Origin of the sequence: Pseudanabaena mucicola FACHB-723, assembly GCF_014696385.1 — a bacterium.
GTDB lineage: Bacteria > Cyanobacteriota > Cyanobacteriia > Pseudanabaenales > Pseudanabaenaceae > Pseudanabaena.
This window is the reverse complement of the sequence record NZ_JACJQB010000062.1, coordinates 1-12,236: the sequence shown is the minus strand read 5'-3', so window position 1 is coordinate 12,236 and position 12,236 is coordinate 1. Positions and strand designations below refer to the sequence as shown.

Below are 12,236 nucleotides of genomic sequence, written 5' to 3'. Positions count from 1 at the left end.
ATGCACTTAGTATCCGTTCTCGTAAATCTAGCGAATAGGGGGCTGCCATTTTTTCCTTTTATTCTAAATTGCTGTGGTGCGTTTGGTCTCAATTTGCTGTAAGTGGTATTGCTGGTAGCATCATCAGTCGCAACGACCATGAGATTAATATCTGTGATCTGATTCGACTCGATCACGTTAAGGTATATTCTCTGTTCTCTCAGATCAAAGCCACCGATGATCCTCAAAAGCTAGAGGAGTATTTTGGTCAAGTCTACCAAGATTTGAGCGCTCACTCTGATGCTGAGGAGCAGGTCATCTATTCCGTTGTACGTCCTTACTACAATGGAGTTCAGAAGTTGTATGACGAACAAACACAAATGAAGCAAACGCTTGAACAGATCAAAGCGATGAACTCTGAAGATACGGTAGCATTTAAAGCTGCGGTGGATCTTCTCGCAACGGCTGTAGACGATCAGCAGAAACAACTCGCGACGGATTTTAAAACTGCCAAAAGCAAGATTCAAGATCAGCGACTAGCAGCAGCTTCTCAATAGATTTGCTAGGGCTTGTGCCGTCCCATCAGGCTTAGGTGCAAGTCCTAGCTATCTGTAAATTGCTTAAGCTGAGAATAGCGATCGCACTAATGTTGGTTTTGACTTTTACAACTGCTTGTGACTCTCCACGGTCTTCTACTCCAGTAAAACTCAATCAGAATTCAGATTACAGTCAAACAGCGCGAGGCAATTCAGCTAATTCAGCATAATCCACCCCTCTTAGATATTTATCCAGATAACCATGACTAATCAGACCCTAACGATTGCTAACTTCGATGATAATTACTGGCGAAACAATTATGGTTCTCGTCAGTATGTTGAGCAAAAAGCTAAGTACGAAGACTATCAACTTGCCTATCAGATAGGACATGAAGGTTATGATCGCTATCTTGGCAAGAGCTTTGATGAAGCAGAAACTGAACTCAAGCGAGATTATGAAGCTCTGTTAGCTCAAAGAAGTGGCACAGAACTAGCGTGGGTTAAAGTCAAAGACGCAGTTCGTGATGCTTGGGATCAGGCAGGAACCACTTAAAATACCGCTTAAGTAGTCCTATGCAGCGCCAAGTGTCAACTAGGACTACTTAAATTAATCGCACAATCTAATTATTTTTGGTAGTGTTAGAGAGGTAAGGATGAGTTGTAATGGTGAGCAAAAAAGAAAATAGCACCGATATGATTTTCTAACTTTTTGGAAAACGAGAGGGTCTTTCTTACAAGTCGTCCAACTCTCTGCCTCAGAGTGCAGTTAAGTCTCTCAATGTAGGCAGTATGACCAGTTTCTTTACCAACAGGACGATGGCGATTAGCAGGGATTACTAGTGCATATGCTGTCCAGAAATCTGTATAAGCTACTGCACATTGGCGGTAAACGGCAGGCAAAGAAACCCATAAACACCTAGCACTATTTTCATCTCGACTGCCCACATAAATTCCAACTATTTCTCTAGTCAATTGATCTATGGCAATCCAAACCCATTGCTTATTGCCCTTGTTGCCAACAAAAGACCACATTTCATCACACTGAATCGTCAACTTGCCTTTTTTTTGACACTAACTTCTAAATTCCGTGCTACTCCACGAAATTTACCATTTACATAGCTTTGTAGCCATTGTAGTGAAACACCTGTAATCCTTACTATTGCTCTTAGTGATACTCGTTCTAGCATTAGCTTTTCAATCAATGCTTTGGTTTCATCTGAGATTGGCTTATTCTTTGGTTCTAAACTAAATTGACGGTCACAATCTCGACATTTATGATTTTGCTTTCCATGACGTGTTAAGCCGTTAAGGACAATATTTTCACTTTCACATTTAGGGCATCTCATTTTTAGTTCTCTTTTCTTTGCTTGTTGATCTCTCTTCTAGTCTATCCTTACCTCTTGATCACTACCCGCCATTGTTATGACGAGATTGCTCAACATGGTGCTAAAGCCGTGATTCCTCCCCGCAAAGATGCCAAAATCTGGCAGCATGGCAATACCAGTGCACCACCCCATCCCCGTGACCAAAATCTCCGCTATATCCGCAAACATGGGCGTAAAAAATGGAAACGTGACTCAGGTTATCATCGACGGTCTTTGGCAGAAACGACGATGTTTCGTTTCAAAAAAATCTTTGGTGGTACTCTATGTTCTCGTAAATTTGACAATCAGGCGGTTGAGTTGTTCATCAAGTGTGCTGCGCTCAATCGCATGATTCAACTCGCTAAACCTCTCTCTTATCCTGTTGCTCCTTAATTATCTATCCTAAATATTCCCTATCTTTTCTCTTCTTTTTATTCATGCAACAAAGCCAATTCATGGAGTAAACCTCAAAGCTAAAACATATCGGCAGGATCGGCGGATTGTAATTTGCGAGTTGCGATCGCTTAATCAACCAATTCTTATCATTATTTCTGGCTCTCCAGAATTTTTTTTGCTTCTAGAAGTTCTTGATGCTTTTCTTTGCTGACCTTAGGATACTTGAGGTTCAGTTCCTTTAACTGAGTGTAAATAATGCCAGCTACGACTAGCCGCGTGAACCATTTGCGATCGGCGGGGATAATGTACCAAGGAGCATATTTTGTACTAGTGTGATTGAACATATCCTCATAGACAGTCATATAGTCATCCCAAAAGCTTCGCACTTTCGCATCATTCACAGAGAATTTCCAATTCTTTTCGGGGCGATTAATCCGTTCTAGAAAACGTTCTTTCTGCTCCTCTTTAGATACATTGAGAAAAAACTTGAGAACGATTGTGCCATTATCAACTAGATACTTCTCAAAATTGTTGATTTCTTCAAAGCGACGCTTCCAAATATCCTTGTCAATTAAACTCACAGAAATAGGTCGCTGCTCTAGGATTTCTGGATGCACTCTTGTTACTAAGATTTCTTCGTAGTAAGAGCGATTAAAAATTCCAATTTTTCCTCTTTCGGGTAAGACCTTAGAACATCGCTACAAATAGTCATGATTCAACTCTTCTATCGATGGAGCTTTAAAGCTATGTACCTGACATCCTTGAGGATTAATACCCGACATTACATGTTTAATCGTGCTATCTTTACCAGCCGCATCCATAGCCTGAAAGATAATTAGCACAGCATGGGTGTTTTCGGCGTAAAGAACATCTTGATATTCAGCTAACGCCTCAATACCTTCTTTTAATTGACCTTTAGCTTTCGACTTTTTGAGGTGATCAGCTTTGTAAGCAGGGTCATAGTCCTTGGCAAGAGAAATTTTTTGTTCTGGTGGTACAATAAACGGACGAATCAAATCGTCAAGTTTCTTGATTGGGAATAAATTATTAAATTGATGAACTGTCATATTTCCACAAAAAATTGTAATTCTATTTGTCTTAAATATCATTATATTTGCCCTGCCGCACCACCCAATTGCAATTGAGCAGAAATTTATTGAGCTTCATCAATTATCTCAATAGTCTTTTTCTCAACCTCTTTAGCAATTTCAGATAGCGCTGGTTTTTGAGACAACGCCGCCAGCATTTTCTCTGGCTTAATCATCCCGATCTTGGTAATACTTTTTTCCGTAAACACGGAAATTCGACATGGCAGAGCCATATTTAGGCACATATCGATTGTGAGAACTTTTGCTGCTTGCACTGGATTGCAGACTTCAAAAATTTTGCACTCTTCAGCAAATTCAATTCCTTTACTTCGCAGGGTGTTTCCCAAATCATGAATATGCAAGACTCCATAGCCATGCTTCACAACTGATAATTCAAGGTCTGTTACTGCTTGGTTAAATGACTTCTCAGTTTCAATCATGTAATACATAGAGTTACCACTATTTTTAAATATTGACGATTTGAATTTATTGATTACTATTCTGCAAAAAACTGTCGAACACCTATATTTATTTCAAGTTACTACAAGTTCTATCTAAATAATGATTGTCACTTGCTATTAACATGACATCAGGATGTCCGAAATAATGTATGTGCAATGTATAGGTTGAATGACTTGTATCACAACCTTTTAAAGCTTTACGGACTTACATCCATATTTTTCTTACTGCTCATTAAAAGAACGCTATGAACTACAATAATTTAAAAGCCTCTCACTTCTGAAATAGCTCTAAGATCAAAATCTAATACTAGAACTTCTCAAAAGTTATCCAATCTTGAATATTTTTAGTTTTCAGAACTGACTCAGCCTGATCAATTTCAGTATCAGTTCCCTCGATTGCTACTAAATAATTTCCTTGCGCTAAAAGATCGCTGTAATGTTTAGCCTGTTCTTCGGAAATACCAGCACCGATCGCACCTCCTAGCAACCCGCCCGATAAAGTTCCATAAAATGCTCCTGCTGCCATTCCCACTAACAAGACAGCACCACCACCTGCGGGAAATGCTAGGGTAGAGAGTCCTGCAACGACACCACCGACAACGCTTCCTAAAACTCCTGCGTCTAAAGCGCCATGTCCGATTTGAGCTTGGGTACGATCTCGTGCAAACTCCCTCTCAGACTGCACGACTGGCTCTGTTAAACCTCCTATGGTTGTATCTGTTGGATTAATATGCTCGACAACTACCGAAATTTTACTCATTGGAAATTCCGTCTCTCTGAGTTGTGCGATCGCGGACTCAATACTTTGACGATCGGGAAGTATACCGATCGCATTTTTATGTTTTAACGACATTCTAAATTTCCTTAATTTAAATTGGTTTACACCGCTTTGTGCTGACATGAAATCCAGAGAAAAGTTTAAAAGCTCCGTAAAGCGGCGCTTTTAAACTTTTTGTACTTGAATCCTTAAGAGGCTGTAATATCCCATCCAGTTAGTTCATCAATCGAAAAAATTTGACCTACGGTAATTGCTTGCATTCCTCTCTCTCTCATTTGTTCGATCTGCGTATTTCCGTGATCATTGACCTCAGTAATTCTAAAAACTACTTTGTCGGCATTTTCGATTACTACTCCTTCAAAGGAAATATTGGTAGTTAATTTCCCAATGGGATCGGGATGATCAGGAGACTGAGGAAATTCAGATCCTTGATTGATCTTGCCTATAACTTTCCCGTCCAACTCAAATTTATCTTTGACATCTTCAGCAGCTGCTTTAGCTTTATTTTCTAAACTCATGATGTACTCCTTAATTTGAGAAATATTTACTAGAGATGAATTAACACCTCTGGCTTACAGTAATTTCTGATTAAACGAACCAAGAAATTGCTTTATGGAGCCACTGTTACAGGCGATCACTTGATTTCCTGAATGAATTGATTGAATAAGATACAAACCTTCACCTAAAGATATTAGGATTGGTGGCGAGATGGTGCTGCCCATCCTGATTCCTAATCTAACTTCACTACCATCTTGCCAACATTTTTACCAGCAAAGAGTCCGATGAATGCGCTCACTGCTTGCTCGATGCCTACCACTACGGTTTCTTTATTCTTCAGTTTGCCATCTCGGAGCTACCCACTTCCTTTTCAAACTCGCTCTGAAGATCAAGGAAGTCACTAACAATTAGCCCTTTCATCGTCAATCGCTTAGTGATCATGTTAAAAAGATTAGAAGGTCCAGCTTGTGGACTTTCTTCGTTGTAGCCAGAGATGCCACCACAAGCGATGATCCTGCCATGGATGCGTAATACGGAGAGGGCAGCTTCCAGAGTTTCACCACCGACATTATCGAAATAGACATCAATGCCATCGGGAACTGCTTGGTTTAATTGTTCAATGATGGGAGCAGTCTTGTAGTTGAATGCGATATCAAATCCACATTCTTCCTGTAAAAATTTGACCTTTTCCGTAGAGCCTGCTGCTCCAATCACCCGACATCCACGCAATTTGGCGAGTTGTCCAGCGACACTGCCCACTGCTCCTGCTGCTCCTGAAATAAAAATCACGTCGCCAGCTTTGACTTCTACTAAATTCAAACCAGCCCACGCGGTCATGCCCGTCATACCCAATGCGCCAAGATAAACTGAAAGTGCTTGGATGTCTGAACTGACCAAATGCAACGCTTTCGGTGCAGCGATAAAGTATTCTCGCCAGCCAAAGCTAGAAACAACAACATCTCCCTGCTTAAATTCCTTAGTGCGAGACTCGATCACCTCACCAACTGCACCGCCATCAAGGGGTTTACCTAATACAAAGGGCGGAACATAGGATTTACTGTCGCTCATGCGACCACGCATATAGGGATCGACGGACATATAAAGATTGCGAACCAGCACTTGTCCATCTTGAAGTGGTTCTAGTTTGGTCTGCGCGATCGCAAAGTTAGCTGCGGTTGGCATCCCGTTGGGACGAGAAACTAATTGAATTTCGCGGCTAATGATATCTGTCATAATTTTTTCCTAATGATTTATTTAAGCAAGATTTATTTGCGATCGCGGATTTTAGTAGGTATAAATTTCTCCTGTAACTATTTACTCGTTACAGTGCTTTGCGCTGACTTAAAACCCAGAAATATTTTTGAAAGCGTTGCGGAGAGACGCTTTCAAAAATATTTCTGTACTACTCAAAGCCTCAATAGGCTGTATGTTTAATTAATGTTCATCAGCCGATGCGAGATCTAATTCCCAGCGATCGCGATCGCGCTTTTGGAGCATTTCATCAGTAGCAAGGGGGGTGTCATCATCTACTTCAATTCCTACTGCTTTCGCCATTTCTTCTATGTCATTTTGATTGGGAACTGCGGTGCTACCGCCAACGGCTTCATCGCCATTTACTTCTGCTCGATGGGAATCATTCTTAGCGTCATCGGCTGAGTCTGCACCTTTTAATGAGTGCGATTGTGGGTTTGTCATACATTTTCTCCTTTGAATTTAAGCATTTATTTGCGATTAAGAATCAAGCTTCAAACTGAACTAGCGATCACTTATGCAGTCTGTTTTAATGAAGCCATATCAATGACGAAGCGATATTTCACGTCACTTTTAACGAGGCGATCGTAGGCTTCATTGATGTTTTGGATGGGGATAAGTTCAATATCGGCAGTAACATTGTGCTTCCCGCAGAAATCCAACATCTCTTGGGTTTCCTTAATGCCACCAATCAGAGAACCACTCATACTGCGCCGACCAAAAATTAGGCTGCTCACCGAAAGCAAAAGCGGCTCGGGTGGAACTCCGACTTGAGTGAGGTTACCGTCCCGTCTCAACAGGAGGAGATAAGCATTGATATCATGCTTTGCAGACACAGTATCGAGGATGAAGTGGAAACTATTTAGGTGTTTCTGCATCTCGTCTTCATTTTTAGAATTCACGACTTCATCGGCTCCGAGCCGCAGCGCATCTTCAACTTTGCTCGGTGAGGTAGTGAAAACCACAACATGTGCACCGAGAGCTTTCGCCAATTTCACCCCCATATGTCCTAGTCCACCGAGTCCAACAACGCCTACTTTCTGACCCTTGCTTACATTGTGAAAGCGTAAGGGCGAATAAGTCGTAATCCCAGCGCACAGCAATGGAGCAGTTGCCGCAAGATCCAAATTCTCTGGAATTTTTAGTACAAATTCTTTTCTCACCACAATGCTCTCGGAGTATCCACCGTAGGTGATTCCGCCAGTGTGTTTGTCAGGGGAGTTGTAAGTAAAAATCGTACCTTTCTCGCAGAACTGCTCTAGGTTGTCCTTACAGTTAGCACAAGTACGGCAGGAATCGACCATACAACCCACCCCAACCGTATCGCCTTCCTTAAACTTGTTGACATCTTTGCCAACTTTTACGACTCGACCAACGATTTCGTGACCGGGGACGCAAGGGTAGGTAGCACTACCCCATTCGCTGCGGACGGTGTGCAGATCGGAGTGACACACGCCGCAATAGAGAATTTCGATCTGCACATCCTCATTGCCAAGATCGCGTCGTTCAAAGCTAAAGGGCACAAGGGGAGTTGTGGCATTTTGGGCAGCGTAGGCATTCGTTTGCATTGGTTTTTCTCCTGATTATTTGGATTATTTGTTTGGATAAACGTACTTAAATACTTTGACTAAAGCTGCAAACCGAACTCACGGTTTCCGCTACTGGACACTAAAAAAGCTAATTCTAGGCACTACCAAGCAGACTGACCTGTTCCAGCAGTTCCTTCGCGGCTGGCGCAGAAGATGCGGGATTTTGCCCAGTAATTAGTAGTCCATCTTTAACAACATGGGGCTGCCAGTCAGCTACTTTTGAATAGTTCCCACCATTCGTTCGGAGCATGTCTTCGACTAGAAACGGAACAATGTCGGTTAATCCTGCTGCTTGCTCCTCGGTATTGGTAAAGCCTGTGACTACCTTACCTTGGACGATGGGAGAGCCGTCGAGACCCTTAACATAACGGAGTACTCCGGGAGCATGACAAACAAGGGCGACTGGTTTACCTGCGGCTAGCATGAACTCGATAAGATCGATGGAGGATTTGTCTTCAACTAAGTCCCAGAGCGGACCATGACCACCAGGGTAAAATACAGCATCGAAATCGTCAGCGGCAACCTCGCTTAATTTAAGTGTGTGTGCGAGCGCAGATTGGGTTGCGGAATCTGCCTTGAAGCGTTGAGTGTCTTTAGTCTGGGAATCTGGGGTATCGCTCTTAGGATCGAGGGGCGGCTGACCACCAAGCGGTGATACTAGGGTAACAATCGCACCTGTGTCTTTAAACGTATAGTAGGGGGCAGCGAATTCTTCAAGCCAGAATCCAGTTTTTTTACCCGTATTACCAAGCCTATCGTGCGAGGTTAGTACCATTAATATTTTCATTTTGACTCCTGCGATTTTTTATCATAATTGTCAGTGGTTAACATCCGACCTCCGCGCATCGCATAACCATTTACTGGGTTCCCAATGCCATCCATACTTCCACCTAGAATTAGATTCACTTCTAAAACGGAAATATTTGACCCAGAGAATCTACCATCACGAATCCTAAAAGCGGCGGCTAAAGAGCCAATTCCACCCCCCAACATATATGCTTTAGAGTCATTATCCATGTCAAGTGTTGGCATATTATTTTTCATGGCGAATCTGTCTACATTCATTAGTTTCTAGTCGTGCTAGTTGAGATCGCGTATAGGTAGTGTATAAACTGAAGTGATTGTATGAAATGAATTCAATTCTTTACGCACAATTTTTCTACGCCAACTAGTTGGGCGACATGAAGGTCTGAAATACTCGCACCTTCATGTAATCCATCGCCAAGATAGGAACCTGCGTGATAGGTATTATTCTCTCCATTAGTGGAAACCACTTCATCACGATACCGAAACGATACAGTGGTATATAACGGCGTATGATGCTTTTGGATATGAATAAGGCGATCACTAGGAATTATCTCTTATCTAAATTGTCCCATATTTCCCTTTTGACTTAGCTTACAGTATCCGCCGCTACTCGACCCCCTATAATTACCTTCTCAGTTATTCCAATTTTTCTGCCGCAAGAATAAGAATGCACGCTTCGCCGCAATCTTATTCTTGCGATTGGTATAACGCCTAAAACTTCTCACATCCCGATGTCGAGTCAACTCCATCGCCAAAGAAGGATCTAACTCATACTTCACAATCAAATTCGTTGCAAATGTATGTCTTCCCCGATGCGAATGCAAATTAATCCCCGTCTTCTCAGCCAAATCATCTATCACATGACGAATTCCCCAATAAGTTAACCGCTTACCCTGACTACGATTAGAGCAAGACAGAAACAAAGGACTTTCATTCAATAATTTTCCTTCTTGTTCTGTCCACCAAAGCAAATAAGCATCCAAATCCTGAATACCTAACTTCGTCAAAGGTACTTCTCCCTTACTATTCCACTTTGCCTCTTTAATCACCAATTCCCCATTCACGTAATCCTCAACATTCAGACGACAAACCTCTTCCGCACTCAACCCGTGCAACATCACTTTACCTAACGAAATCGCCTCATAAATTCGCAACACCTCCTCATCCTCCAAATCCTTAGCCACAGGGTCGGTCAATCGCTCCTGCTGAATGCCAATGGTGGGATCTGCGACCACATATTCCGAGAGCAACATCCATCGATAAAACGACTTCAGAGTCCGCAGTACCAAATTCACCGAACTCAACGCTAGTGCACGTTCCTTCAGTAAAAAAGTTTTAAACTGTGTCACTTTGCGACGACTCACATCTGCCCAAGCAAGATCGCCTCAATCCATAAATATCCGCAAGTCTGCCTGATAAGCCTTACGACTCTTAGGTTGCAATGACCTCGATGCTAAAAATTCATTAACCCTTGCTTGGCGTAAGTCTGTAGTGGCGATCGCTTTAGGCGGTTCACCGTAAATAACTAAAATTGGCTCTAGAATCGACATATCGGCTTGTATTGAATTAGTTATCTACCCCCGAATGACGATGATTTCTCGACCTGCGGGGCTAATGATATTTTCAGTCGTAGTGCGATCACTTAGTGGCGGCAAACCCTTGCGGCGATCGAAGATCACCAACCAACCCGTATCCAAACTCAAACCCGACAAATACTTATCCAACTGTGGCAAACCTTCCTTAATTGGATCTGGCTTTTTATCAGCCCATACTTTCAACTCCATCGCCAAAGTTTGCTTGCCATAGCGCAAACAGATATCCATTCTTCCCGAACCAATGGCATATTCCCTCTCCAAAGTGCCACCACCATTAACAACACGGTGCAGAAAAGCCATCAATACAATATGAGGCGCAATCTCTGGATAGGGTGTACTTCCAAATAAAGGCTCTCCATGCTGCCGCCAGAATAATAAGAACGCTTCCAACAAGCGATCAGGCAAAAATTCACCTTGCTCACTAAGCCAGATTGGTTGAAGATACCCAATAGAAGCAGTAGTTACATAGGCAAGCACTCTGGGAAGCACTTCCTGATAAATAGGATTAGCGATCGCCAAACCATTTTCGTTAGTACAAAGTCCTAAATCTAAAACGTAGCGAATATCATCCTGTGGTACATCTGGCAGTTCCTGCCCAGCGAGAATAGGCTGAATCACTGCTCTGACTCGATCTTCTCTTAGTCTTTCCGCAAGGCTATCCAGATGCGTATCTTGTCTCTTAATAAGTATTTCCTTAGCTTGATTCACTAACTCAGCAGTAATAGGAATAGATGGATCTTTCGTAATATATTCAACAATTTCCTTAGCGATCGCATTAACTAACCAAGGCTGACCCTGAGTCAAATGAAATGCTAAGTTGACAGCTTCAGGAGCAAATACTTGACCAGTCGCATCCGTATGTTGCTGATAGAGATTCCTCACATCCTCAAGGGTAAAGTTACTTAACGTAAAGGAGCGCACTTTAATATTAAAAGGACTGGAGGTATTTAGGCGATCACTCCCACCTGAAGCATATTTATAGTTACGCACGTCACGCATCCCCACCAGTGCCACTGACTGCGGAAATCCCTGTGGACGATTGGGAAAACCAGATCGGATTTGTCTCAAAACAGAAATTAACGTTTCATTACTTAGAGCATCAATTTCATCCAAAAAGACAACTAGTGGACGCGATGATTGTTCTGCCCAATTACTCAAGTTTGTACCAATTCTTGCTCCTGCTTCAGAATCTAACCATTCATTAGGTTGCAGATCTTTTGGAAGACGAAACCGTATCGATTGCTTCCACTCACCTAAAATAGCCAGTTCGGCTGCTCCCAAATCATCCGAGAAAGCCGCCCCCACTTCCACAGACAACATCACCGCCGTATATTGACCACTAGCCGTTAGGTCTTGAGCAAGTGCCAACATCGCTGTAGTTTTACCCACCTGCCTTGGGGCATGGATCACAAAGTAATTTTCTTGAGCAATTAGCTGTTTGATTTCAGGCAAGCGCTCGATAGCTGACAGCATGTAGTGAATGTCAGGCTTACAAGGACCAGCAGTATTAAACCATTTTTGCATAACGATAGCTAACTAACGGGCAGATACCCCTTCAATATATAACAACGCGCCAAGCAAAACCTTGAAACCTTGAAAACACGTTAGACAAACCAAGCATAAATACTCATTCGTTTTGTTTTTACAACAAATAATTAAACATTATCTGCTCTATGATGTCTCTGAGACGATTTAGGTCTCAAATTTCAAAAATGATTGTTTTTAGTGTGATTATGACCATAAGTTTGCCGATGCTGCAAACTTATGGTGTCAACTTCTAGGGTAAGAGACTCTAAGTAGCCATGCAGAATTATTTACACATATCCGAACTAATGGGAAGATTCTAAGAATCACCATATCCGAACTAATTACTGTGAGACTAATTGAGCCACTT

At 42.2% G+C, this 12,236-nt stretch carries 13 protein-coding genes and 4 pseudogenes; 3 read left to right on the top strand and 14 right to left on the bottom strand.

Annotated features, from left to right (window positions below; all coding sequences use genetic code 11):
- The first annotated feature begins 68 nt into the window (after nucleotides 1-68).
- Together H6F41_RS17515 and H6F41_RS17510 are read left to right on the top strand one after the other, a co-directional pair.
- Entirely contained in the window at nucleotides 69-536 is a 468-nt protein-coding gene (locus H6F41_RS17515; RefSeq protein ID WP_199288825.1) for a hemerythrin domain-containing protein, read from the top strand.
- Nucleotides 537-777: 241 nt separating this feature from the next.
- Nucleotides 778-1,068, top strand: a complete 291-nt coding sequence (locus H6F41_RS17510; protein WP_190404750.1) for a hypothetical protein — start codon at nucleotides 778-780, stop codon at nucleotides 1,066-1,068.
- An 86-nt stretch (nucleotides 1,069-1,154) separates the two neighbouring features.
- Here H6F41_RS17510 and H6F41_RS17505 read toward each other — a convergent pair.
- A protein-coding gene (locus tag H6F41_RS17505) for an IS1 family transposase (RefSeq protein ID WP_190404749.1) occupies nucleotides 1,155-1,861 on the bottom strand; the annotation gives its coding sequence in 2 pieces (ribosomal slippage) (nucleotides 1,155-1,579 and nucleotides 1,579-1,861; 708 coding nt in all).
- A gap of 69 nt (nucleotides 1,862-1,930) precedes the next feature.
- On the opposite strand from H6F41_RS17505, the pseudogene H6F41_RS17500 reads away from it, so the two are divergent.
- A pseudogene (locus H6F41_RS17500) lies at nucleotides 1,931-2,272 on the top strand (transposase); the annotation flags it as partial.
- A 152-nt stretch (nucleotides 2,273-2,424) separates the two neighbouring features.
- Here the strand turns inward: H6F41_RS17500 and H6F41_RS17495 are convergent.
- From H6F41_RS17495 to H6F41_RS17440, 13 genes and pseudogenes are all read right to left on the bottom strand, one after another.
- Nucleotides 2,425-3,342, bottom strand: a pseudogene (locus H6F41_RS17495) (polyphosphate kinase 2 family protein).
- A gap of 86 nt (nucleotides 3,343-3,428) precedes the next feature.
- Nucleotides 3,429-3,812: a DUF302 domain-containing protein gene (locus H6F41_RS17490; RefSeq protein ID WP_190404748.1), complete on the bottom strand. Its 384-nt coding sequence runs from the start codon at nucleotides 3,810-3,812 to the stop codon at nucleotides 3,429-3,431.
- Between the two features lie 319 nt (nucleotides 3,813-4,131).
- Nucleotides 4,132-4,677: a hypothetical protein gene (locus H6F41_RS17485; protein WP_190404747.1), complete on the bottom strand. Its 546-nt coding sequence runs from the start codon at nucleotides 4,675-4,677 to the stop codon at nucleotides 4,132-4,134.
- Nucleotides 4,678-4,790: 113 nt separating this feature from the next.
- On the bottom strand, nucleotides 4,791-5,120 hold the full coding sequence (locus tag H6F41_RS17480) for a hypothetical protein (protein ID WP_190404746.1): 330 nt from the start codon (nucleotides 5,118-5,120) through the stop codon (nucleotides 4,791-4,793).
- 212 nt (nucleotides 5,121-5,332) lie between these two features.
- Nucleotides 5,333-6,333 (bottom strand): annotated as a pseudogene (locus H6F41_RS17475) (NADP-dependent oxidoreductase).
- A gap of 201 nt (nucleotides 6,334-6,534) precedes the next feature.
- Nucleotides 6,535-6,795, bottom strand: a complete 261-nt coding sequence (locus tag H6F41_RS17470; protein ID WP_190404745.1) for a DUF6335 family protein — start codon at nucleotides 6,793-6,795, stop codon at nucleotides 6,535-6,537.
- Nucleotides 6,796-6,866: 71 nt separating this feature from the next.
- Entirely contained in the window at nucleotides 6,867-7,919 is a 1,053-nt protein-coding gene (locus H6F41_RS17465; RefSeq protein ID WP_190404744.1) for an NAD(P)-dependent alcohol dehydrogenase, read from the bottom strand.
- Nucleotides 7,920-8,034: 115 nt separating this feature from the next.
- Nucleotides 8,035-8,727, bottom strand: coding sequence for a type 1 glutamine amidotransferase domain-containing protein (locus H6F41_RS17460; protein ID WP_190404743.1), 693 nt, complete (start codon nucleotides 8,725-8,727; stop codon nucleotides 8,035-8,037).
- Nucleotides 8,724-8,972, bottom strand: coding sequence for an oleate hydratase (locus H6F41_RS17455; RefSeq protein ID WP_242023099.1), 249 nt, complete (start codon nucleotides 8,970-8,972; stop codon nucleotides 8,724-8,726). The genes H6F41_RS17460 and H6F41_RS17455 overlap by 4 nt, the downstream gene beginning before the upstream one ends.
- Before the next feature lie 104 nt (nucleotides 8,973-9,076).
- A pseudogene (locus H6F41_RS19425) lies at nucleotides 9,077-9,301 on the bottom strand (FAD-dependent oxidoreductase); the annotation flags it as partial.
- A 78-nt stretch (nucleotides 9,302-9,379) separates the two neighbouring features.
- Nucleotides 9,380-10,111: a tyrosine-type recombinase/integrase gene (locus H6F41_RS17450; RefSeq protein WP_190404742.1), complete on the bottom strand. Its 732-nt coding sequence runs from the start codon at nucleotides 10,109-10,111 to the stop codon at nucleotides 9,380-9,382.
- A gap of 21 nt (nucleotides 10,112-10,132) precedes the next feature.
- Entirely contained in the window at nucleotides 10,133-10,297 is a 165-nt protein-coding gene (locus tag H6F41_RS17445; protein ID WP_190404741.1) for a hypothetical protein, read from the bottom strand.
- 24 nt (nucleotides 10,298-10,321) lie between these two features.
- A complete protein-coding gene (locus tag H6F41_RS17440; protein WP_190404740.1) occupies nucleotides 10,322-11,866 on the bottom strand; it encodes a P-loop NTPase family protein in 1,545 nt (514 codons plus the stop codon).
- Between the last annotated feature and the right edge of the window lie 370 nt (nucleotides 11,867-12,236).

Bases quoted from the DNA above. Each gene is read 5' to 3' on its own strand.
- H6F41_RS17465 (WP_190404744.1), bottom strand. From the start codon at position 7,919: ATGCAAACGAATGCCTACGCTGCCCAAAATGCCACAACTCCCCTTGTG.
- H6F41_RS17510 (WP_190404750.1), top strand. From the start codon at position 778: ATGACTAATCAGACCCTAACGATTGCTAACTTCGATGATAATTACTGG.
- H6F41_RS17455 (WP_242023099.1), bottom strand. From the start codon at position 8,972: ATGCCAACACTTGACATGGATAATGACTCTAAAGCATATATGTTGGGG.
- H6F41_RS17485 (WP_190404747.1), bottom strand. From the start codon at position 4,677: ATGTCGTTAAAACATAAAAATGCGATCGGTATACTTCCCGATCGTCAA.
- H6F41_RS17470 (WP_190404745.1), bottom strand. From the start codon at position 6,795: ATGACAAACCCACAATCGCACTCATTAAAAGGTGCAGACTCAGCCGAT.
- H6F41_RS17490 (WP_190404748.1), bottom strand. From the start codon at position 3,812: ATGTATTACATGATTGAAACTGAGAAGTCATTTAACCAAGCAGTAACA.
- H6F41_RS17445 (WP_190404741.1), bottom strand. From the start codon at position 10,297: ATGTCGATTCTAGAGCCAATTTTAGTTATTTACGGTGAACCGCCTAAA.
- H6F41_RS17440 (WP_190404740.1), bottom strand. From the start codon at position 11,866: ATGCAAAAATGGTTTAATACTGCTGGTCCTTGTAAGCCTGACATTCAC.
- H6F41_RS17480 (WP_190404746.1), bottom strand. From the start codon at position 5,120: ATGAGTTTAGAAAATAAAGCTAAAGCAGCTGCTGAAGATGTCAAAGAT.
- H6F41_RS17460 (WP_190404743.1), bottom strand. From the start codon at position 8,727: ATGAAAATATTAATGGTACTAACCTCGCACGATAGGCTTGGTAATACG.